This is a genomic window from Nocardia sp. NPDC023852 (genome assembly GCF_040639505.1).
Classification (GTDB): domain Bacteria; phylum Actinomycetota; class Actinomycetes; order Mycobacteriales; family Mycobacteriaceae; genus Nocardia.
In genome coordinates this window covers 1-21,783 of sequence record NZ_JBFAAB010000036.1, presented here as the reverse complement: position 1 = coordinate 21,783, position 21,783 = coordinate 1, and the positions used below count along the sequence as shown (strand labels likewise).

Genomic DNA, 21,783 nt, shown 5'->3' with positions numbered 1-21,783 from the left:
CTCCCCCTTGTTCCGTCCGTGTCGTCATCGCAACACCACTCTGCCGCGCATCAGGAAGTCCGCCAGGTATCCGTCCGGTGGAATACCCGCCTCCATAGCGCATGTCGGGTGGCTGCCTATATGTACATTGCCGATCGACGGCTCGACGACCAGCCGGTCGATCAGTTCCTCGTCGTCGGTCACCACCGTCAGTACGAGTGTGTCCCGTAGCGGCCCCACCCCGTCTGCCCGAGACCACGGGGCGACCCACACGCAGGGGAAGGGCAGCTCGACACCGATTCCCGCAGCCCCTGCCCGGTCCACTTGCAGCACCGCCGGCCGCAGCGCAGCGCTGCCGTCACCCAGCTCGTCTACGACTCCGTCGCTACCCAGCCATATCCGAGCGCCCTGCACATGACGCAGCAGGTACTGCTCGATCACCCGCGCGCTCGCCAGTGAGCGCACGGGAAGCACTGCCCGGTCGTCCTGCGGCGGCAGGCTCGGCAACTCCGCCAACCGCGCGGCCAGGGCCTCGGCGAGCGGCCCCGGATCCCCATCGACCAATACGGTCGTCGCATTCACGCAGGCGGTGCCACCGTCGTGGGCCACCGACTGCACGACCATGTCCAGATGGTCACGCCAACCGTCGCCGGCGAGCAGGACCTTCGACCTCCCGGCGCCGTGCGTTGCCACGGTGCGGTCGGTCGCGTACCGACCGGCCAGGTCCGCGCCGTACACCACCGCCAGGTCCGCGCCGCGGATCAGCGCATCGACGCCCTCCGAGTCGGTCGGCAGCAAGGTGACCTGATCCGCCCCGAAGCCAGCTGTGCGCAGCGCGGCAACCAGCCGGTGCGGGGTGAACGGTTCCTGCCAGGAGGGGCGCACCACGACGCGATATCCGAGCGCCGCGGCCTCCAGCCACTGCGATTGCACGGCGGGGTGATTACCCGCCGCGCAGACGGCGAACACGTCACCGCGCCGAGCCCAGGTAACGCGGCGGATTCCGAGTTCGGAACCGGTGCGAGCGCCGTTGTCCGCCGCCGCTCGCGGACAGGCATCGGTCACCGCACGTTCGACATGTTCCGCGCAGGTCTGTATCCATTGCGTCGCGCGGCGCACCGCGGCGATCGGCACACCACTGACCCGGCAGGTCAGCCACTGATAGTCGGCAGGTGACAGCCCGCACAGCGTGCTCGTCGCGAACAGGTGGCCCGCCCGCGCCAGCATGGCGATGCGCTCATCTTCCGGCGCCACCGACGCTTGTCGCAGAGCGGACAGTGCGCGGCTCACGAACACCTGCGGCGCCAAGCTCAGCTCGGCAACCGAACTTCCGGTGACATCGTCGATGCGTCGGCGGGTTACGGCACGGAACGCACCGCGCGGGCCGAGCACGTCGAGCTGCACAGGGTCCGGCATCAATACACGCCCTCGATGACCGTTGTCCCAGCGAAGGCAGTCATCGATGTGATGTCCGCGACGGAGTCACCGAGCCGCCCCGGCGGCGGTTCGACTCGGACAGCGAGATCACGCTCGGAGTTGTTGGGCAGCAACATCGCCCGGCTGATGTGGTTCACGATCACCTGGCCGCGCTCGCCGTATGCAACAGGTAGTCCGGTCTCCGGATCGACGACCGCGAGGGTGATGTGCGGAGAGAAGGTGTCGTAGACGCACCGACTGTCGTCGGACGGACCCGGGCGCTCGATCGTCGTGCCCAGCATCGTGACGTTGCCGTAGTAGCCGTACAGCTCGATGCCCGGGAATACATCGGTGCGCAGGAACCGACGGGTATCCGGATCCATTCGCGCTCCCCCCCAGACGATCAGCCGGACCTTGGCGTTGATCAGCTCGACCAGCTCGTCGTCCCGGCACAGCCGCTCCAGCAAGGGAGGAGTGCACACCAGTACTCCGACGTCCTGGCTGCGCAGGACGTGCGCGCTCTGCGCTATGAGATGGTCGACGTAGCGGTCGGTGACGGCGGATTCACCCGCACCGATCATCCTCTTCACCCAGCGAGGATCCATATTGATACAGAAACGGACGCCACCCCGGCGCCGGACCAACTCGGCGGTCCAGTCGCCGAACAGTTGCGGCCCGCTCGGGACCAGAGTCAGCCAGTTGACGCCGTACGGGTGTCCGCGGGTATCCATGTCCCGCATCGCCCAGTCGACGACGCGGTCCATCCAGTCGGCCAGGAAGACCAGGCGTTTGGGACTGCCTGTCGTACCGCCGCTTTCGTAGACACCGAACACCGGGGCGTTGCGGCCATACCCGCGCGGAATCAGGTCCTGGACCGGCACTGTGCGTAGTTCGTCGACCACGTTGGGAAACCGCCGGAGATCGGCGAAGGACCGGACATCGTGTACCGGATCGAAATCGAGCGTCGCGGCGCGGTCGAGCCAGAAGTTCGAACCGGTGTCCGGGGAGAAATGCCAGCGCATGGCCGCAGCCAGAAAATCCTCGGTGTCGGGCGTTTCGCCGATGGGCGGTTCCAGAACGGAGTCCGGGAAGCCTCGCATACGGATTCCTTTCGATCCCAAGTGTTTTCGCCTCTGTGCACGATACGATGATGCCTCGACACGCGATTCGAACACTTTCCGGCGAATGCCGACCCACCTGTGATGTAAAGGCCCACAAAGGAAGTGTGCTGTGAACTCTGGCGAAGAGTCAATCGTTGCTCCAGATCGTAAGCATCGGGGAGGCAACGGGTTCGGTGTCGCCGACGACGAGCGGCGCCTCGCCGAACTCGTTCGCGAGGCAGCCGCCCGAGCGCACGGAAACCTTCCGGCCGAGGCCATCGCGATCGACCGTGCGTTCTGGGACTCGGGTCTCGGCTCGATCGCCGGCGTACAGTTGGCCAACCTCCTGTCCGACGCGCTCGACGTGCCCATCGAAGCGAGTGTCGTCTTCGAGTACCCGACCCCACGGGCACTCGCCGAATATCTCCGGAGCGTCCTGACCGCCGCCACGCGCCCGACGCGACCGACCGCGGCCGCACCGGATCGCGTCACGTCCGACGAGCCACTCGCCATCGTCGGGATGAGTTGCCGCCTGCCCGGCGGGGTGGCATCCGCCGATGATCTGTGGCGCCTGGTCGCCGAAGAACGCTCGGCCCTGTCCCCATTCCCTGGCAACCGGGGATGGGACCTGGACAGCCTCTTCGACACGGACCCGGATCGCCCAGGTACTTGCTACGTGCGCCACGGCGGGTTCCTCGCCGATGCCGACCGCTTCGACGCGGCCTTCTTCGGCATCTCGCCCCGCGAGGCACTGGCGATGGACCCACAGCAGCGCCTGGTGCTGGAAACGACGTGGGAAGCGATCGAGCACGCCCGGATCGATCCGACCAGCCTGCGTGCGACACAGACCGGCGTATACCTCGGTATGACCACCCACGGGTACGAGAGCCTGTCGCATGAGCCCGGCCAGGACGGCGCTTACCTTGGCGCCGCCGACTCGTTCGCGGTCACCTCGGGACGCGTGGCGTATGCCCTCGGATTCGAGGGGCCCGCGTTGACGGTGGACACCGCCTGCTCGTCATCCCTGGTGGCACTGCACTTGGCGGGTCAGGCGCTGAGGGCGGGTGACTGTTCCTTGGCCGTGGCGGGCGGCGTGTCGGTGATCTGCACTCCGAAGCCCTTCGTGCAGTTCAGCAAACAACGCGGCCTGGCGCCTGACGCCCGGTGCAAGGCGTTCGCCGCAGCGGCCGACGGAACCGCCTGGGGCGAAGGGGCAGCGGTACTGCTGGTGGAACGACTGGCCGATGCCCGCAGGAATGGCCATCGGGTGCTCGCGGTCATCCGCGGATCGGCGATCAACCAGGACGGCCGCAGCAATGGCCTGACCGCACCGCACGGCCCCGCGCAGCGCCGGGTGATCCGGCAGGCACTGGCCGACGCCGGCCTGGGGCCGCACGATGTCGACATGGTCGAGGCCCACGGCACCGGTACCCAACTGGGCGACCCGATCGAAGCTCGAGCGCTGATGGCGACCTACGGTCACGAGCGGCCGCCCGAGCGGCCGCTGTGGCTGGGCTCGGTGAAATCGAACCTCACCCACACTCTGGCCGCTGCCGGGATCGCCGGTGTCATCAAGGCCGTGCAGGCCATGCGCCACGGCGTGCTGCCCAGCACGCTGCACGTCGACCAGCCGGCGGAGTTGGACTGGTCGGCCGGTGGGGTATCGCTACTGACCGAGTCACGGCCGTGGCCACGCGTCGAACGCCCACGCCGCGCCGGGGTGTCCTCGTTCGGAATCAGTGGGACGAATGCACACGTGATCCTGGAAGAGGAAGCCACGCCCGACGGCCCGGCCCGCTCCGGACCGAGTCCGGCGCCCGAGCCCGGAACCGTGCCTTGGGTGGTATCCGGCCGCGGCGGTCCCGCACTGCGCGCGCAGGCAGCCCGACTCGCCGATCATCTGCGCTCCCATCTGGATCTCCCGATGGTCGATATCGCGTATGCCCTGGCCACCACCCGCACGGCGTTCTCGCACCGCGCCGTCGTGCTCGCGGACGACCGGGATGGTTACCTCCGTGGTCTCGAAGCGATCGAGGAGGGTCACGAGCAGCCAGGTGTGATACAGGGGACGGCGACACCGGACCCCAAGATCGCGTTCATGTTCACCGGCCAAGGGGCCCAGCGTGTTGGCATGGGGCGCGAATTGTACGACCGCTCCCCCGTATTCGCGGACGCACTGGACACGACCTGCGCCCATCTGGACCCGCTGCTCGACCGGCCGCTGCTGGAGATCCTCTTCGCCGAACCGGGGTCCGCGGACGCCGAACTCCTCGATCGGACCGAGTTCACCCAACCTGCCCTGTTCGCGTGTGAACTGGCACTCGTGCGCCTCCTGGAGGTGGCCGGGGTACGACCGGACGTGCTGTTCGGCCACTCGGTCGGCGAACTCGTCGCCGCACATGTCGCGGGCGTGTTGTCGTTGACGGATGCGTGCACCCTGGTCGCCGCGCGGGGCCGGCTGATGCAGGAGATGCCCCCCGGCGGAGCGATGCTGGCGGTCGCGGCCGGTGAGCGCGAAGCCGCCGAGGCACTGGCCGTGCACCACCTCGACCTGGCCATCGCGGCGGTCAACGGGCCGCAGTCCGTCGTACTCTCGGGCGATGCCACAGCTATAGCCGACCAGACCACCTATTGGGAGTCGTCGGGGCGCCGAACCCGGCTACTGCGGGTCGGCCATGCCTTCCACTCACCGCGCATGGACGGCATGCTCGAACGGTTTCGACAGGTGGCCGAGAGTGTCACATTCGCCGCACCGCAGCTCCCGATCATCTCGGGTGTCACCGGCGCTCCCCTCACCGCCGCGCAGGCCTGCTCCCCGGAGTACTGGGTCCGGCAGGCCCGGGACACCGTACGCTGCTACGACGCGCTGCTCCGGATGGACGCCGACGGCGTCACCGGGTATCTGGAGATCGGCCCGGACGGGGTGCTCACCGCGTTGGCCCGCGATTGCCTGCCCGAGGATCGGCAACTCGGTCCGGTCCTGCGTCCCGGTCGGCCCGAGGCCCGCACCGTAGCGACAGCTCTGGCCGGAGCCCACGTCCACGGCGTGCCCCTGCACTGGGACACTCTCTTCGCCGCACTTCGACCGAGAAAGGTCGACCTGCCGAATTACGCCTTCCAACGGCAACGCTACTGGCCTGTAGGCGGGACCATCACACGGACCGGCGCCGACGACCACCCGTGGCTTTCCGCGCCTGTCGAGCTTGCCGGCACCGCCGGGCACGTCTTCGACGGCCGGCTTTCCCGACGCAGCGCATCGTGGCTCGACGACCACACCATCCGCGGCAATCCGGTACTTCCGGGAACGGCTCTGTTGGAGTTGGCGTTGCACGCCGGTGGCCACCTCGGCTGCGATCGGCTCGACGAGCTGATCCTGCAGGAACCGCTGCTGCTGCCCGACGACACCGATATTCGGCTCCAGGTGGAGGTCGGCGCGGCGGGTTACGACGGTGACCGGCCGGTGACCATCTACGCCCGGCCGGAAACAGGAGTGGATACCGGCAAGCCCGAACCGTGGACTCGGCATGCGACCGGAGTCCTGCGTTCCGACGCCGAACCGCCGGCCGGCGATGTGCAGTGGCTCCCGCCCGACGCGGTCCCGCTACCCGTGGACGACCTGTATCAGCAGCTCGCCGCGCGCGGAATGGTCTACGGTCCTGCGTTCCGTGGCCTGCGAGCCGCTTGGTGCTCGGATGCCGACGTATATGTGGAAGCACATCTGCCCGAGGGGGTATCCGTCGGTGGGTTCGGCATCCATCCCGCTCTCCTCGATACCCTTATGCACGCCACCCTCGACACCCTTATGCACGCCACGCAATTCGCGGTACCGACCGGATTATGGCTGCCGTTCTCGTGGAGTGGCGTCACTCGGAGCGCCTTGCGGCCCAGCACGCTTCGGGCCCGGATCCGGGTCGATGGTCCCGATGCGAACGATTCGATGAAGTTGTCGCTCCACGTGACCGACGAGACCGGACGACCGGTCCTCGACGTAGCCTCGCTCATGTTGCGGCCCGCGCGGGGGGGCGAGGCGACGTTGTGCCCGCCTCCGGAGGTGAAGCACCGGCTCTTGGCGCAGTCCACGGCGGAGGCCCTGTTCCGGCTCGACTGGGTCCCTGCCCCGGAACCGGACGTCGCACTGCGTTCCGCGAAACGCGGCATCGCTGTGCTGGGCACCGACCGGATCGGCGTGACCGCCGCTCTCGCAACGAGCGGGCACTCGGTCCTGACCGTGCCCGACTGGAACACACTCGCCCTGGCGGTGGGCGCAGACGCACCGGCACCAGAGGTGGTGGTGGTCTCCTGCGCCGGCCCGGACGAGCACGGCACAAGCGTGATCCAGGCGGGACATGCCGAGACCGCCCGCGTCATGGATCTGCTTCGTTCCTGGCTCGCCGATGAGAGTTTCGCCGACTCGCGCCTGGCGGTGGTAACACGCGAAGCGGTAGCGATCACCGCGGGCGATCACGTCGCGGATCTCGCCCACGCACCGATCTGGGGGCTGGTCCGTGTGGCACAGACCGAGAACCCCGACCGGATCCTGTTGCTGGACGTGGACCAGGGCGCCGGCCTGCCTGCGGCGCTGAGCGCGGCGCTCGCGTCCGGACAGACGCAGTCGGCGGCGCGGTCCGGCACCCTATACGTGCCGCGACTGGTACGCGCGAACACCGGGACCACGGAACTCAGGCCCCCCGCCGATAGCTCATCGTGGCACCTGCACCTCGAGGAGCCTGGCGACCTCGACCGGCTGACTCTCGTATCCCACCCTCTCGCACCGCTGCCGCCAGGGCACGTGCGGATCGCCGTGCGCGCAGCGGGTATCAACTTCCGCGATGTGCTGGTCGCCTTGGACATCTATCCGGGCGCGTCGAGCATGGGGCGAGAGGCTGCCGGAGTGGTGACGGAGGTGGGCTCGGACGTCACGACCTTCGCCGTCGGCGATCGGGTGATGGGCGTGTTCGACGACGCCTTCGCGACCCAGGCCGACGCCGATCACCGCTGCCTGGTCCACATCCCGACCGGTTGGTCGTTCGCCCAGGCGGCCGGATTCCCCATCGCGTTCCTCACCGCATATCACGCCCTGGTCGATCTGGGGCATCTCACACCGGGCGAGTCGATTCTCATCCATTCGGCCGCGGGAGGTGTCGGCACGGCGGCCGTGCAGTTGGCCCGTCATCTCGGAGCCGAAGCGTTCGCTACCGCGAGCCCAGGCAAATGGGAGGCCCTGCGCCGCCAGGGCCTCGACGATCGGCATATCGCGTCCTCGCGAACGCTCGACTTCGAAGAACTCGTCCGGCAGGCCACGGACGGACGCGGAGTCGACGTAGTGCTCAACGCCTTGTCCAGGGAGTTCACCGACGCCTCACTGCGCCTGCTGCCACGGGGCGGGCGATTCCTGGAAATGGGCAAGACCGACCTCCGCGACCCCCACACCGTCACCGGCGAGCATCCCGGCGTCACCTACCGGCCGTTCGACCTCGCCGATCTCGAGCTCGACCGAGTCGCCGACCTCTTCCGGGCGCTGCAGGCACTGATCGATAACGGGGCCATCGGCCCACTGCCGGTCAGCGCCTGGGACATCCGGCAGGCCGGAGACGCACTCCGCTACGTCAGCAATGCGCGACACACCGGCAAAGTCGTACTTACCGTGCCGGTACGGCCGGATCCGGAACGCGCTGTGCTCATCACCGGGGGCACCGGCACGCTCGGCGCCCAGATCGCACGGCACCTGGTAACCCGGCACGGTGCGCGGCGCCTGGTGCTGGCCGGCCGCAACGCACCGACAGCTGAGTCGGTCTCGGAACTCACGACCGAACTTGCCGCGCGGGGAGCCGATGTTCGCATCGTGTCCTGCGACGTCTCGGTACGCGAAGAGGTAGCCGCACTGCTGGCCTCGATTCCCTCCCTGGGATCTGTCGTGCACGCGGCAGGCATCGTGGCCGACGGCACCCTCGAATCTCTCGACACCGACCGGCTGGACCGTGTCCTGCGTCCGAAACTGGACGCCGCTTTTCACCTGCACGAACTGACCCGCGATCTCGATCTTTCCGAGTTCGTGCTGTTCTCCTCGGCCGCAGGTGTCTTCGGCAATGCCGGTCAGGCGAATTACGCCGCGGCCAACACATTTCTGGACGCCCTGGCCTACCACCGCCGGGGCGCTGGACTGCCCGCCTGCGCGGTCGCATGGGGCCTGTGGGCTTCACCGTCGCCGATCAGCCGCGGACTGGACCCGATCGGCCACCGACGCGTCACCCGTGGCGGAATGGTCCCGCTGTCCGCCGCCGATGGCATCGAGATGTTCGACGTGGCCCGCCACAGCACCAGAGCGATGACGATCGCGGCACGGTGGGATCTGTCGGTCCTGCGCTCTTCCCGAGCTGAACAGCCGCCGATACTCCGCGACCTCGTTCCCGAGCGCGAGAGCAGGACCGGCGCCACCACCGAACCGGCCCGACACGAAAAGGGCTCGTGGACCGACAAACTCGTCGGAGCCACCGAACCGGAGCGGGACCGTCTCGTACTCGAACTGGTTCTCACACAGGCAGCCGACGTCCTTGGCTACCCCGTCGGCCACTCGATCGCCGCAGACGAGACTTTCCGTGATCTCGGATTCGACTCACTCACCACCGTGGAGCTCCGCAACCGGCTGAATCGGCTGACCGGCCTGCACCTGCGCACCGACGCACTCTTCGACAATCCCGATCCCACCGCCCTCGCACGCCGAGTGAGCAAGGAAATGCTGCGAAGCACGGCTGCCGATTCCCAGCCGTCGGCCGGCCGGTGACCGGCCGACTGCGCGCGGCCGACGAGAACACAGTTCAGACCCCGCCATCATTGTCGAAGGGAGTTCAACAGCATGTCGAGCTGGTTGAGCGACAAGCTATGCCGTGTCTTCCAAAAAGATCTCGCCCTCGATGTGGAGAACGTCGATCCCGACGATCGCTTGATCGAAGATCTCGGAATGGATTCGGTGGCATTCGCGATCGCGCTGGTCGCCATCGAGGAACAAACGGGACTTCAGCTGTCCGGACAACGACTGATGGAGTGCCGCACGATAGGCGAAGTCGACGCTTTGTTTCGGGTCGCGCTTGCGGGCGCTCCGGGCACGTCGGCGGATGCATAACAATCTCCAATGGACGAGAGAGGAGTGCGATTGTCATGCCCGCCGAGATCGAATTGAGCAGCCTCGACAGTCACCACTTGCGCCTGGATGTTCCCGCGCATCCGATGAACTGGGTTCTTGTGCTCGAATTGTCCTCCGACGGCGAGCCCGTCCGGATCGACGATGTGCGGGCGCGAATCGCACAGCGGGTCAACGAGAGTGATCTGTATCGGTTGGTGCTGCCGACACGTCCTCGACGCAAACCCCATTTCACCATCGCAACCTCGATAGACCCGACCGAGCATGCGAAGGAGCATCATGTCGCGGACCGATTCGGGATGCTCCGTCAGGTGGAAGAACTCATGGGTAGTCCGATGCGGCGTGATGCTCCCCCATGGGACTTCACTCTGGTCCACCAGCAGGACACCAAAGCTCAGACTTTGTTGTTGCGTGTGCATCATGCGCTGTCGGACGGGCTCGCCGCGGCCGGCTTCGTCGCCATGCTCATCGATACTGTCTCCGGAAGCACCGCCGAGTACCAGCGCTTTGTCAGCACGCCGCGATTCGAGGTCGGTCCGGTCGATGCGGTCGCGGCCTTGGCGGCCGGGACGCGGAGTTCTCGACTGGTCAGGCGTAAAGGTCGGCGCCGGGGACACGTGCGCCCCGTGGGGGACCGGGCCGTGCGTCGGGTAGCCGAGATCGCGGTCCCCACCGAGACGGTGCGGCAGAACCGACTGAAGCTGGGCGCCTCGACGCAAGAGTATGTGTACGCGGTGGCCGGGCTCGCCTTCGCGCGGGCTTTCCCGGAACACTCCGATCGTCCGCTACGCATAATGTTTCCGGTATCGCTGGACCATACGCTGGCGCACACGGGGAATGCCGCGTCGCTGGCGATCCTCGAACTACCCGACGCGGCGGATTCATTGTCGAAGCGAGTCCACGATGTCCAGGCTGCGCTGCACAGATCGGATCCGTTGCGCCAAGCCATGGACGCCCCCAAGACCTCACACGGATTGAGCTATCTGCCATGGCGCGCACAGGTGTTGATGACCCAGCTGATCGCAGCCGACAGCTGGGACCTGGCGGTAGGCGTCAACCCTGCTTTCAGTCCAGACGACCGCCTGCTGGGTCGAGAGATAACGAATGTCGTCGGCTTCCACCCGATGCTGGGTCGTGAGCTCGCGGTAACCGCCCTGATCCTGCGCGATCAGGTCACGATCGGGATGATGGCGGACCCCGCCGCGTTGCCAGATGTCGGTCTGTTCGCCAAGCATCTGCGCGAACTGATGGTGGGACAGGTGTGACGTGGGTGCGGCGCTGACCAGAGATCCCGATCTCGAAAGTACGTACCGAATGTCTGTTGATGGTTGCCGAGGTGAAACCAGGCGAACTACCTCGCACGACCTCCGAGAAATTGCGGAGGCTGGAGGTCGCGACATGGTTCTCGTGATGTCGCCACGAAATACGTTGGATTGCACTGACAAGCATCGGAGGCCTCGTCATGCCGAATAACGCGGTGACGAGAGGCAACTCGGTCGAGAATTTCCGTGCCGAAGTCGAGGCCGTGCTCGACGACAGATTCCGTGAGACGGCGGCGGAGGCAGAGCGGCAGAGCGTTTTTCCACGAGAAATTCTTGCCCGACTCGGTGCTGCCGGGATCTTCACCGACAAATGGGCGGGAGGATATCGGTTCCAACTCGCCAAACTCGTCGAGTTGCACACGGCACTCGGTGCGGCATGCTCGGGCGGCGTCGGCGTAGGAGTGAGTCTGCACGATTCAGCACTCGCCATACTTCATCGATTTGCCAGTTCGGATCATCTCCGCTCGCTCTGCGCCGACGCGACGGCAGGCACTGCGGTGTTCTGCATCGGCGCGTCGGAAGAGATGGCCGGCTCGGACCTGCAAGCTGTACGGACGACCGCCGTCCGCGACGGTAGCGGGTATGCGCTTACCGGGGCGAAAGCGTTCGTATCGCTGTCCAGCGTCGCCGACTTCGCGTTGGTGCTCGCGCAATGTGTAGACAATGGAGGCGACCATCGGCCGGGGAACCTCGGTTTGTTCGTACTGCCCCTGACGTCGGCGTCGGTGGGTAAACCGTACGACAAGTTGGGGGCGAACTCATTGGACACGGCCCCGATCGAGTTCGACACGTGGCTGCCCGATGAGGCGCTTTTGGGTCGTCCCGGCACCGGATTGGCCGCGATAACCTGGGGATTGACGCATGAGCGCCTGTCGATCGCCGCTCAAGTTTCGGGCGCATGCGACCGGGTTCTCGGCCTCACCGTTGCGCGGATGATGCGACGTGAGCAGTTCGGCAAACCTCTTTTCGACCACCAGGCATTGCGCCTGCGGGTGGCAGATCTGCACGCCAAGGTCGCCATGCTACGACTCGCATTGCAGGGGGTGGCCGCGGCGGAGCAGATCGACGTACGAACGGCTGCGGGCTTGAAAGTCACCGCTGCGCGGCTGGGCCAAGAAGTTGTCGGTGAATGCCTCCACATCTTCGGTGGTCTTGGATATCTGACGGAAGAAACCCCGCTCGCCAGATGGTGGCAGGACATGCGGTTGTCCCGGATCGGCAGCGGTACCGACGAAGTGCTATGGGAACTCGTCGCCGCGGGAATGAAGCCGGACTTCAACGCATACGATGCGCTCTTCGGACGAGCTCAGCCCAGGAACGAGTAGTCACCCACGGCTGAGCTCTCGGATTCGATTTATGGGGCCTAGCCAGCACTGACGACCTCTTCCAGCTACTCGAGTTGTTCACCGACGACGAGCTACGCGGTCGAACGAGCCTGTCCCCGAACAAGGTTCGCCCGACCAGATCCACGCCACGCTCCTGCATGGTCTCGGACAGCTCGATCAGGTGCTCGAGGGAGCGGCCGACCCGGTCGAGCTTGGCAACAGCAGCGCCTTGCTCAGCTCCAGGCGCGAGGCGAGCTCGCCGGATGCCTTGTCGATGAAGACCTCTTCACAGCCGAGGGGATGACGAGGCTGTCGTCGTCATCATCGATGCGGTGGGCAGACAGAATTCTCAGCTGATTCGGCGCATTCCCGCTTGACCTTCACGTTACGGCAACTTTTACGGTCGAAGACGAGGCCGGACGGACCGGCCTCACGCAACGATGGGAAGTGTCATGAGCTGGTCGATCGCGGATGTGGCGAGGATGTCGGGCGTCACCGCCCGCACCTTGCGGCATTACAACGACATCGGACTGCTCGAGCCTGCCTACGTGGGCACAAACGGCTACCGCTACTACGAGGAGGAGCAACTGCTGCGCTTGCAGCAGATCCTCGTCCTGCGCGAACTCGGCTTGAGCCTTGCCGAGATCGCGCAGGCGGTCGACTCCGAACCGGACACGCTCGCCGCCCTCAAACGGCAGCACATCCGCCTGCTCGGAGAGCGCAACCGCCTGGCGCGGATGGCCGACACCGTGGCGCGCACCATCGCTGAACTCGAAGGGCAGACGGAAATGACAGTCAAGATCAACCGCCCGGAGAACCTGTTCGAGGGCTTCGACCACACGCAGTACGACGACGAGGCCCGCGAGCGCTGGCCGGAGGAGTTCGAGCAGTCTCAGCGCAACACCGCGACGATGACTGCCGAGGACGTCGAGCACATGCAGCGTGAGATGACCGCGGCGATGATCCGTATGGCCGAGTTCATGGTCGCAGGCACACCGGTCGGCGACGTGGCGGTCCAGGCAGAGATCCACACGCAATACCAGGGCATATGCCGCTTCTGGACCCCGAACCGGGACGCGTACAAATGCCTGGGCCAGATGTATCTGGACGACGAGCGGTTCAAGGCGAACTACGAGAAGATCGCCGAGGGCCTGGCCGAATATCAGCGGGACGCGATGGTCGTCTACGCGGACGAGCGGCTCGGCGAGTAGTCCTCGGGGGTCGGGGAGCAGATCCGCCCGATCCGGCGCTAAGCGGGCAGGTCACGGGGCTGGCGTAGGACGGGGCGGACCAGTCCCGACCCCCGACATGAACACTTCCGAAGACGACAAAAGCCCCGGTGAGCTACCGGAGGCCTCGATGTCGACTACATCGACTCGAGAAGTACGCGGCACTCCCTCTCGCAGGTCGGCCTGCTAGAGACGCTCCCGTTCCAGCCGAGCCCTGCCCGATAACGTCGACTGAGCCGTCGCCAGATACCCACTCCCCTCCTTCGCTGGTACCGCCTAGTACGTTGCCCGGGCGCATTGGAAGTTGATCGGCGGCGGCCAAGCCAAAGGTGCGGCGGGCCTCGCCAACAGGGCGGGCTGTTGGTGCGCGTCAGCCCCGGGTCCGCCATCTGCATGGCGATCCCTGAGCCGTCGATGCCGTCGGTCTTGAACCGGCGGCCGGCGGCCTCGATGATCCGCTGCCGTGTCGCCCGCTTGTGCCCCTTGCTGTACCGCACCGCATGTTCCTTCACCCGTCCGGCCCGCTGGTGGTCCTCGCCTCCGCCCACTGAGAGTACGATCATAATCTAATTTCTGGAAGGCCTTCCCCTCGCGGCCGCCGACCCGCTATGGTCGTATGAACGTAATTTAAACCGTAGGGAGCCAGTGCTGACAACAATTCAGCAGGTCGCGCTCGTAACAGGCGCCACTTCAGGCATCGGCAAGGCGGCAGCGATCGCGCTGGCCGCCGCGGGCTTCGAGGTGATCGGAACCGGCCGCAACACCGCGCGCCTCACTGCGCCTACCGGGGTGACCTACCTCGACCTGGACGTGACCAGCGACGAATCGGTCGCCTCGGCGGTCAAGCAGGTGATCGACCGGTGCGGGCGCATCGACGTCCTGGTCAACAACGCCGGCGTCGGCTCAACCGGCGCCGCCGAAGAGTTCTCGATCACCCAGACGCAGGACATCTTCGACATCAACGTCTACGGCGTCATGCGGACGACCAAGGCGGTCCTGCCGCACATGCGCGCCCAAGGCCGCGGACGCATCATCAACGTCTCCTCCCTCAGCGGGTTCGTCCCCAGCCCGTTCATGACCGTCTACGTCTCGACCAAGCACGCGGTCGAGGGCTACTCCCAGTCGCTGGACCACGAAGTTCGCGAGTACGGCGTCCGGGTCCTGCTCGTCGAGCCCGGCCCGATCAACACTCCGTTCGCAGGCCACAGCGTGGAGGCCGACACCCCCATGCCGCTCTACGCGGCGGGACGGCGCAACTACGACGAGCTGCTGGAGAAGAACCTCAGCAGCGGCGACGACCCCGCCGTCGTCGCCAAGGTGATCGTCGCGGCGGCAACCGACCGGAACCCGAAACTACGGCGCACCGCCGGTACGGCCGCCCGGACCATCAACGCGGTGTACCGCGTCGCCCCGGCCCGGATCTTCGACCGCGTCATCCGCAGATTCAACCGGATGCCGAGCTGATCGCTGCCGAGATCCACCAACCAGTCATTCGCAGATCTACCGAGGAGAGTCATGCAGCAGCAAAGCCCTGGCCAGGGCGGTATCCGGAGCGTAAGCCCGGGCTGAGATGGAGGAACGCATGGTGCGGTACACGAAAGAACACAAGCAGGAAACACGGCAGCGGATCATCGCGACGGCCGGTCGACGCCTCAAGCGAGATGGCATCGACGGCTCCGGAGTCGCGACGCTCATGAAGGACGCGGGCCTGACCAACGGCGCCTTCTACGCCCACTTCGCATCCAAGGACAACCTCGTCGACACCGCGATCGCCCACCAGCTGCACACACTGCACGTGAACATCGTCGAGCAGGTTGAGCCCGGCCCGGCCGGCCTCGAACAGATCGTGCGCTGGTATCTGTCGCCCGACCACCGGGACGACCTCGATGACGGCTGCCCCCACGCCGCCCTGCTCGATGAGATCGCGCGCAGCGGCGACACGACCAGGCAGGTGTACACCGACGGCGTGCTGGTCGTCATCGACGGCCTCGCCGCCCGCATGACGCCCGAGGATCCGCTCGCGTCCCGCGTGAAGGCGCTCAGCCTCCTCAGCCTGATGGCCGGGACGCTGCAGCTCGCCCGCGCCCTGACGGACCGCCAGCTCTCCGACGACCTCCTCGAGCAGGGCCTCCGCAACGCATTGGCCCTGGTGGACGCCGAGCTCCGACCATGACCGACACTTCCGCTGACAAGCCGGCACACCCGGCGACGTCGCCCTCCTGTCAGGAAAAACGATGACCGAGCACACCTTCAACCCGCAGCTGCGAGCCGCGCGGTTCCTTCCCCGCACCATCATCAACGCCCGAACGCTTCCCACGCTCCGTATCCTCACCAAGCTCATCGGGAGCACTCGGCGGCCGGACGCGCAGGTCGTCTCCGTCGACACCGACGTGTCAGTACACGTCTTCCGGCCGGCTTCGGCCCGGCCTCGGACTCCGGCGCTGCTGTGGATCCACGGCGGCGGGATGGTGCTCGGCGACGCGGCGCAGGACAGCGCCTTCTGCCGCCGGATCGCCGATCAGCTCAACATCGTCGTCGTCTCGGTGGAGTACCGGCTCGCACCCGAACACCCGTTCCCGACGCCGCTGGAGGACTGCTACACCGCGCTGCAATGGCTCGCCCGCCAGCCCGACATCGATCCCGCACGCCTCGCCGTCGGCGGCGCCAGCGCCGGCGGCGGTCTGGCCGCCGCGCTGACGCTACTGGCGAAGGAACGCGGCGAGATCCGTCCCGTCCTGCAGCTGCTGTCCTACCCGATGCTGGACGACCGGACCACCACCCGCACCGACATCGACCCGCGGCGACTCCGCATCTGGAGCCCGGCTAGCAACCGGTTCGGCTGGGGCGCCTACCTCGGCCCCGCCACCGCGGGCGGCAACGTGCCCCCGCTGGCCGCGCCGGCCCGCTACGGCGACCTCTCCGACCTTCCGCCCGCCTGGATCGGCGTCGGCACGAACGACCTGTTCCACGACGAGGACGTCACCTACGCCCGGCGACTGCAGCAGGCCGGCGTCGACTGCACCCTTCACGTAGTGCCCGGCGCCTACCACAACTTCGACTCCATCGAAGCGAAGGCCGCCATCTCCCGGGCCTTCGTCAAGGCCCAGACCACCGCCCTGGGCGAAGCACTCAACGGCGGCTGAACGGGCGCTCACAATGGGTTCAGGTTTGATTTGGCCTTGACGAGTGCCGTACGGAGGCCACGGCGCTTGCCGGTGACGGGGTCAGCCGGAAGCCGATCTGATGTCGCATGCTGGCTCGATACACCGATGAATTTGAGTTCGGAGCTGGTCTCAGGCGCGTCGTCAACGGTGCGACGCAACAACCCGTCGGGCAGCGCAAGTTTATGGATCGTCCGCAATGCCTGCAAAAATTGCTTGGTCAGCGAGCCACTAGTGTAGGGCAAGTCGTATTCGTCACACAGCGCACGTACCCGCACCGCAATCTCGGCATAGCGGTTACTCGGCAGGTCGGGAAACAGATGATGCTCGATCTGATAGCTGAGATTTCCTGACATGAACGCCAACACCGGCCCCGCCTCGAAGTCGGCGGTGCCAAGCAGTTGCCGGAGATACCACTCACCACGGGTTTCGTTGTCGAACTCCTCGATAGTGAACTTCTCTGCACCGTCGGGGAAATGCCCGCACATGATGACGATGAACGACCACAGGTTCCGCAGCAGCAGCGCGGCGGCATTGGCGCCGAGCGTTCGTTTGAACGCTGGACCTGTCAGCGCCGGATAGAAGACGAAATCTTTGCCTAGTTGGCGGGCGATCTTTCGCGCGAACTCCCTGTTCGGCTTCGATAACAACCGCTGGCGCGATGTGTGCGTGAACCGGCGTTCCAGCGCCCAGTCGTGCACCGAGATCGCCCACTCGAAAAACGCCGCGACCACAAGGCTCGACACCGGTTGGAACAGGTGAACCGGACGCCACGGTTCGTCCCGAGTCATTCGCATGACGACGAAGCTCAGGTCCTCGTCCATGCCGAAGACATTGGTGTATGTGTGGTGGAAGTGGTTGTGCGACCGCTTCCAATGCGCCGACGAACCGACGAAATCCCACTCCCACGACGTAGAATGAATCTCCGGATCGTTCATCCAATCCCACTGACCGTGGCTGATGTTGTGTCCGAGCTCCATCATTTCGATGATCTTCGCTAGAGCCAACATCGCTGTGCCGACCAGCCACGCCGGTCGCCGTCGACTCGCGAACAATGTCAATCGTCCGCCCAACTCCAGCATCCGCTGCGCTCTGATCACACGCAGAATATAATTGGCATCGCGTTCACCTCGCGACAATTCGATGTCTCGACGAATCGCGTCCAGTTTCTTGCACAGGGCATCGATATCTGCTTGGTTCATATGGGAAAACGTCTTTATGTCCGTGATCGCCACGGGAGTCCTTTCTACTGCTTGGAGCGTTCACTCGTTGCCGTCGAGTGCCGTAGGGCCGGCAGGCGAGTTCGACAGCAAATCCGCCGCGGACTCGGGGCCTCACCGGCGCTGCTGACGCCATCGTGCCTCGCGAAGCGACAAGCATCCGCACCTCGAGTTCCGGTCTACCGTTATCGCCGAGGGCCGAGCGCCGCGAAATCTTCGGCCGGTGACACCGGCATCAGCTCACCGAGTACATCTGGATCGACGACGGCGAAGAGTTGGTCGGCGGTGCGGGTGTCGACCCACGTTGCCGCGATGTCGTAGCCGTAGTCGAAGAGCTCCTCGGGCGAACGCGTCGGGGATTGCAACGCCGACCCATATGGCATCTCGGCGAAAACGGTTCGCGCGCATACCTTTTCGTCACGGAAAGGTCGTGGACGACGGGGAATCATCGGCAGTGACGAGTGGACCACCGGGAGGAGTAGACCGCCGCGGCTGTAGTGCGGCTCCGGGCCGTAGAGGTCGAGAATCAGCGCGGGATGAGACCCGAATACCTCATACGGGACACGATGGTGCGTTCCGCCGTCGAAGATGTGATCGAGCGCGGTGGCCGCGGGAAAGGCTCCCGGTATCCGTGTCGCCGCGACCAGTGCATCGGCTACGGGCATATCGGTCAAACCCAGCTTCGGCAAATCCTGTGGAAGGAATAACGTGCCGTGCTCGCCCGAGTAGACCGAAATGATCAAGGAGGAAACGATCCCCGACGGCTGCCGCCGAGCCAGGTTCGGTTCCAGCGCGAAATCAGCGAATGTCCGATCGCCGACCACCGCGTGTGCGAGTTCGCGTAGCCGAGCATCGGGGTAGAGGGTGCGTTTGGTCAACATCGCGCGAAGGCTTCGGTTGCCGACTACTTCGTTTGCCGGATGATCGGCGGCGATCTGACGTAGCTGCGCGCGAGTCATTCCCAATGCTGCGGCGGCAGCCCCGATAGCCCCTCCGCTGACACCTAGTACGACTGGCTGAATAGGTGTCGGCCGTGTGACACCATGATCAGCCAGAATTTTCGCCCTCCTGGAATTCAAACTATCCACGGCGCCATTGACCATCCCTGCCATAAGAGCGAGGCTGAGCCCGGCTACACCGGCCAGAATGCGAACCGTCACCCGTTCCTCAATCAACAGACTATCCTTTTCGAAATCGAATCAGTTCGGAGCACAAAAGAATTTCGCAACGCAGGCAGTCATGCCGATCGACCCGGCGAATGACCTCGCCGGGCCACGGAGCTCGATTGAAGGAGATCGCCCACCACGGTCGTTCTATTGTGGGCCACTAGAGCCGAAATACTCACTGCAACCTACCGCAGTCACCCACACCGGAAAATCATTATTCCGACGTCCTTGATTTCGGTGTATTCGTAACCCTTTTCTGCCGGTGGTGTAGCACCGCGTGCCGTGCCTGCAGAATTATCGGATAATCAGGAGGGTCGGCGCAGGACGGTGGCACCGAGGAAGCGGCAGACCTGCAAAGCCAGCGCGATATCGAGTTTGTCGTGTGGGGCGGTGCCGACGCGGGTGGCCTCGATCGCCTTGATGACGCGGTATTTGACCGTATTGCGGTGCAGAGTGAGGATTTGGGCAGTACGCACATGGCTTTCGCTGGTCGTGTAGTAGGTGCTGAGGGTGCGGCGCAGAGTGGCTGCCTGGTCGGTGTCGAACGCCAGTTCGCCCAGGACTTCACGGACCCACGCGCGGGTGGAGTCCAGGTCCTTGGCCAGCAAGGAGATGACGGCCACACCGGGATCGCCGAAGCCGACGATCATATGCGAGGACGAAATCCCGGGAACGCTGGCGACGAAGTATGCGGCGATGGCCTGTCGATGCGAGCGGCGAAATCCGCCGAGTGCGTGTCCGGGCAGTCCGACCGTCAGTCGCACCCCGTCGGCGGGATCCACCATGGCGTGCAGTTCGGTGGTGTCGATCACCGGGTGGCGGTGGCCGAACGGCAGCCACGCCCATGCTGTGTGGCGGTCGATGGCCGTGACCAGTGCCGGGCCCTCGGCGCGCAGGCCACGGGCGAGCGTCCGCGCTTGGGTATCCAGGAGTTTCCAGGTGCTCGGTTTCTCATGGCCGGGGCGCCACAGGATAAGAGCCAGGTGGGTTTGGTCGAGCGGGTAGCCGGTTTCGGTCTCGAAGGCAGTTGTATCGGCAGTGTCCTCGGACAGCACGGCGTGGACGGTGGAGGAGTGCACGCTGCCGCGGGCATTCACCCACCGGCTGCGCTCAGCCTCGTAGGCAGCTAGGACGTAGAGGGTGATCCATTCGACGTAGGTGTAGATGATCTCGGTGAGCCTCTTGACGACGGCGAGCGCGAGCGGCGCGGGCAGGCGGCGGCGATCGATCTCGTCGTGGCAAATCCGCAGCATGTAGTTCTGGCCCATGTGGTACGCACGTACCAGGGAATGGGAGGGAACTTCCCGCTGGGCGAGTCGTAATGCGTTTTCGACGGCCGCGGTGGTGGGTTGCAAATGGTCGACGGGAATATCGTTGGCCAAGACATGGAGGAGGGTGGCGAGGTTGCCGTGCACACTGGCCTCGAACATTTCCATCAATTGTGGGTCGTTGTCGAGGTGGTCGACTTCTCGCGCAATCATGGCGCTCATCGCCTGGGAGATCTCGCGTTCGCGCGATTTCAGCGTGCGTGCGATGTCCGCTATGACCGCGACGGCATCATCCACCGGGACCTGGGACAACTGGCGCTGATGAGGCGAGCCGGGAAAGGCGGTCATAGGTGCGCCTCCTTCGTGACTGGCGAACGAGGAGGTGTCCGCGGATACCGCAGTGCCGAACTTCGCCGACTGCGGTGGATGACAGTCGACTCCCTTCGCCAGTTGACCTTCGACACCGTACCGGGATATGCGGACGGCTGCGGCGAGCCATCGGGTCCGCCGACGACGACGGCCGTGGTCACGTCCGCCGAACGTCGCCGGTCGAGGATGCGGGGTTGTGCATAGAGACTCCTGCAGATCGGTCTGGAAGACCGGGTTGGTATGCGAGTCCAACACCCACTCCATGTCGAATGGGATCGGGTTGTTGGGCGACCAGGGCCGTTCGGCGACCGCGTCGGCGACCCGGTCGGTGCGAACAGAATGTGCCACTCCGTCGGCACCGCGAGCGGGAACGTCGACACGATGAAGAAGTGGAACGCGACCGCCACACCGAGCAGGATGATTACCGGATGCGTCGCGCACAACAACAGCAGCGGGACGCTGATCTCCACGAACGTTCCGAGTACATATGGCACCCCGCCAGCCGCCGCGGAGCGACGCAGATCGTCGGGATAGTTTCGACAGCACACGTATCCGGTTCGGAAGAGGCCGTTGCTGGAATGTCGGCGGGTCGACCGGCGGAAGATCCCCCGTGGTCAACCCCATATTTCCTCCTCAGGAGACCACGAGCGCGAAAGCAATTCGGGGAAAATAAACCCGGATGGCGTCCGCGCCGCCGAAACGGCTACCTCGAGTGGAGCCGCGGAGGGCCCCGAAACGCTCGGTGAACTCTCAGACATCCTGGTCCTGGAATATACGGATAACCCGATTCGGAGGCGCGCCGCCATATGAAATGTTCAATGGCCGCAGCCGTGACCTCGACCATCTTCGACTTGCCACGAAGTATGAGGGTAATGGGTGTCTCCGAGGCCGGAAAGGTCTGCGGGGACACACTTTCGGACGGGCTTTGTGCTTAGTACTCCAGCTGCACTTCGTGATGTAATCGGTGTCGGCGCTGGTAGTGGGCCTTCTTGGCTCTGTATTGGTGGCGTCGGCGCCAGGTTGACCATCGCCAGATCGCTGCGCGGTCGGGTGAGTGTGTGATCACGTGTGCCAGAAGACGGCGGATTTC

General features: G+C 65.5%; 13 protein-coding genes and 1 pseudogene. 8 read left to right on the top strand and 6 right to left on the bottom strand.

The genetic code is table 11. From position 1 onward, the window contains the following. Positions 1-24 precede the first annotated feature (24 nt). Entirely contained in the window at positions 25-1,395 is a 1,371-nt protein-coding gene (locus AB0H00_RS29315; protein WP_357272604.1) for an aldehyde dehydrogenase family protein, read from the bottom strand. After that, positions 1,395-2,495 (bottom strand): AMP-binding protein, encoded by a 1,101-nt coding sequence (locus tag AB0H00_RS29310; RefSeq protein ID WP_357272602.1) that lies wholly within the window; start codon positions 2,493-2,495, stop codon positions 1,395-1,397. Before AB0H00_RS29310 ends, AB0H00_RS29315 begins: the two co-directional genes overlap by 1 nt. A 130-nt stretch (positions 2,496-2,625) precedes the next feature. On the opposite strand from AB0H00_RS29310, the gene AB0H00_RS29305 reads away from it, so the two are divergent. The 8 genes from AB0H00_RS29305 to AB0H00_RS29270 all read left to right on the top strand — a co-directional run bounded on the left by AB0H00_RS29305 (position 2,626) and on the right by AB0H00_RS29270 (position 16,652). Then, entirely contained in the window at positions 2,626-9,276 is a 6,651-nt protein-coding gene (locus tag AB0H00_RS29305; RefSeq protein WP_357272600.1) for an SDR family NAD(P)-dependent oxidoreductase, read from the top strand. A 72-nt stretch (positions 9,277-9,348) separates the two neighbouring features. Continuing rightward, positions 9,349-9,615 (top strand): acyl carrier protein, encoded by a 267-nt coding sequence (locus AB0H00_RS29300; RefSeq protein ID WP_357272597.1) that lies wholly within the window; start codon positions 9,349-9,351, stop codon positions 9,613-9,615. Positions 9,616-9,650: 35 nt separating this feature from the next. After that, positions 9,651-10,898: a wax ester/triacylglycerol synthase domain-containing protein gene (locus AB0H00_RS29295; protein ID WP_357272595.1), complete on the top strand. Its 1,248-nt coding sequence runs from the start codon at positions 9,651-9,653 to the stop codon at positions 10,896-10,898. A 197-nt stretch (positions 10,899-11,095) separates the two neighbouring features. After that, positions 11,096-12,280 (top strand): acyl-CoA dehydrogenase family protein, encoded by a 1,185-nt coding sequence (locus AB0H00_RS29290; protein WP_357272593.1) that lies wholly within the window; start codon positions 11,096-11,098, stop codon positions 12,278-12,280. 452 nt (positions 12,281-12,732) lie between these two features. Beyond that, positions 12,733-13,491: a MerR family transcriptional regulator gene (locus AB0H00_RS29285; RefSeq protein WP_357272590.1), complete on the top strand. Its 759-nt coding sequence runs from the start codon at positions 12,733-12,735 to the stop codon at positions 13,489-13,491. Positions 13,492-14,157: 666 nt separating this feature from the next. After that, positions 14,158-14,973, top strand: coding sequence for an oxidoreductase (locus AB0H00_RS29280; RefSeq protein ID WP_357272648.1), 816 nt, complete (start codon positions 14,158-14,160; stop codon positions 14,971-14,973). A gap of 106 nt (positions 14,974-15,079) precedes the next feature. Beyond that, positions 15,080-15,682 carry a TetR/AcrR family transcriptional regulator gene (locus AB0H00_RS29275; protein WP_357272588.1) on the top strand — a complete coding sequence of 201 codons (603 nt, stop codon included), beginning with the start codon at positions 15,080-15,082 and terminating at the stop codon, positions 15,680-15,682. Positions 15,683-15,743: 61 nt separating this feature from the next. Next, the gene (locus tag AB0H00_RS29270) at positions 15,744-16,652 is read left to right on the top strand and encodes an alpha/beta hydrolase (RefSeq protein ID WP_357272586.1); all 909 of its coding nucleotides are present in this window, start codon (positions 15,744-15,746) and stop codon (positions 16,650-16,652) included. A gap of 8 nt (positions 16,653-16,660) precedes the next feature. Here AB0H00_RS29270 and AB0H00_RS29265 read toward each other — a convergent pair whose 3' ends face one another. The 4 genes and pseudogenes from AB0H00_RS29265 to AB0H00_RS29250 all read right to left on the bottom strand — a co-directional run. Next, positions 16,661-17,905 (bottom strand): acyl-CoA desaturase, encoded by a 1,245-nt coding sequence (locus AB0H00_RS29265; protein ID WP_357272585.1) that lies wholly within the window; start codon positions 17,903-17,905, stop codon positions 16,661-16,663. 170 nt (positions 17,906-18,075) lie between these two features. Further along, a complete protein-coding gene (locus AB0H00_RS29260; protein WP_357272645.1) occupies positions 18,076-18,993 on the bottom strand; it encodes a patatin-like phospholipase family protein in 918 nt (305 codons plus the stop codon). Between the two features lie 368 nt (positions 18,994-19,361). Continuing rightward, entirely contained in the window at positions 19,362-20,309 is a 948-nt protein-coding gene (locus AB0H00_RS29255; protein WP_357272643.1) for a helix-turn-helix domain-containing protein, read from the bottom strand. Positions 20,310-21,022: 713 nt separating this feature from the next. Continuing rightward, a pseudogene (locus tag AB0H00_RS29250) lies at positions 21,023-21,232 on the bottom strand (DUF3556 domain-containing protein); the annotation flags it as partial. Positions 21,233-21,783 lie beyond the last annotated feature (551 nt).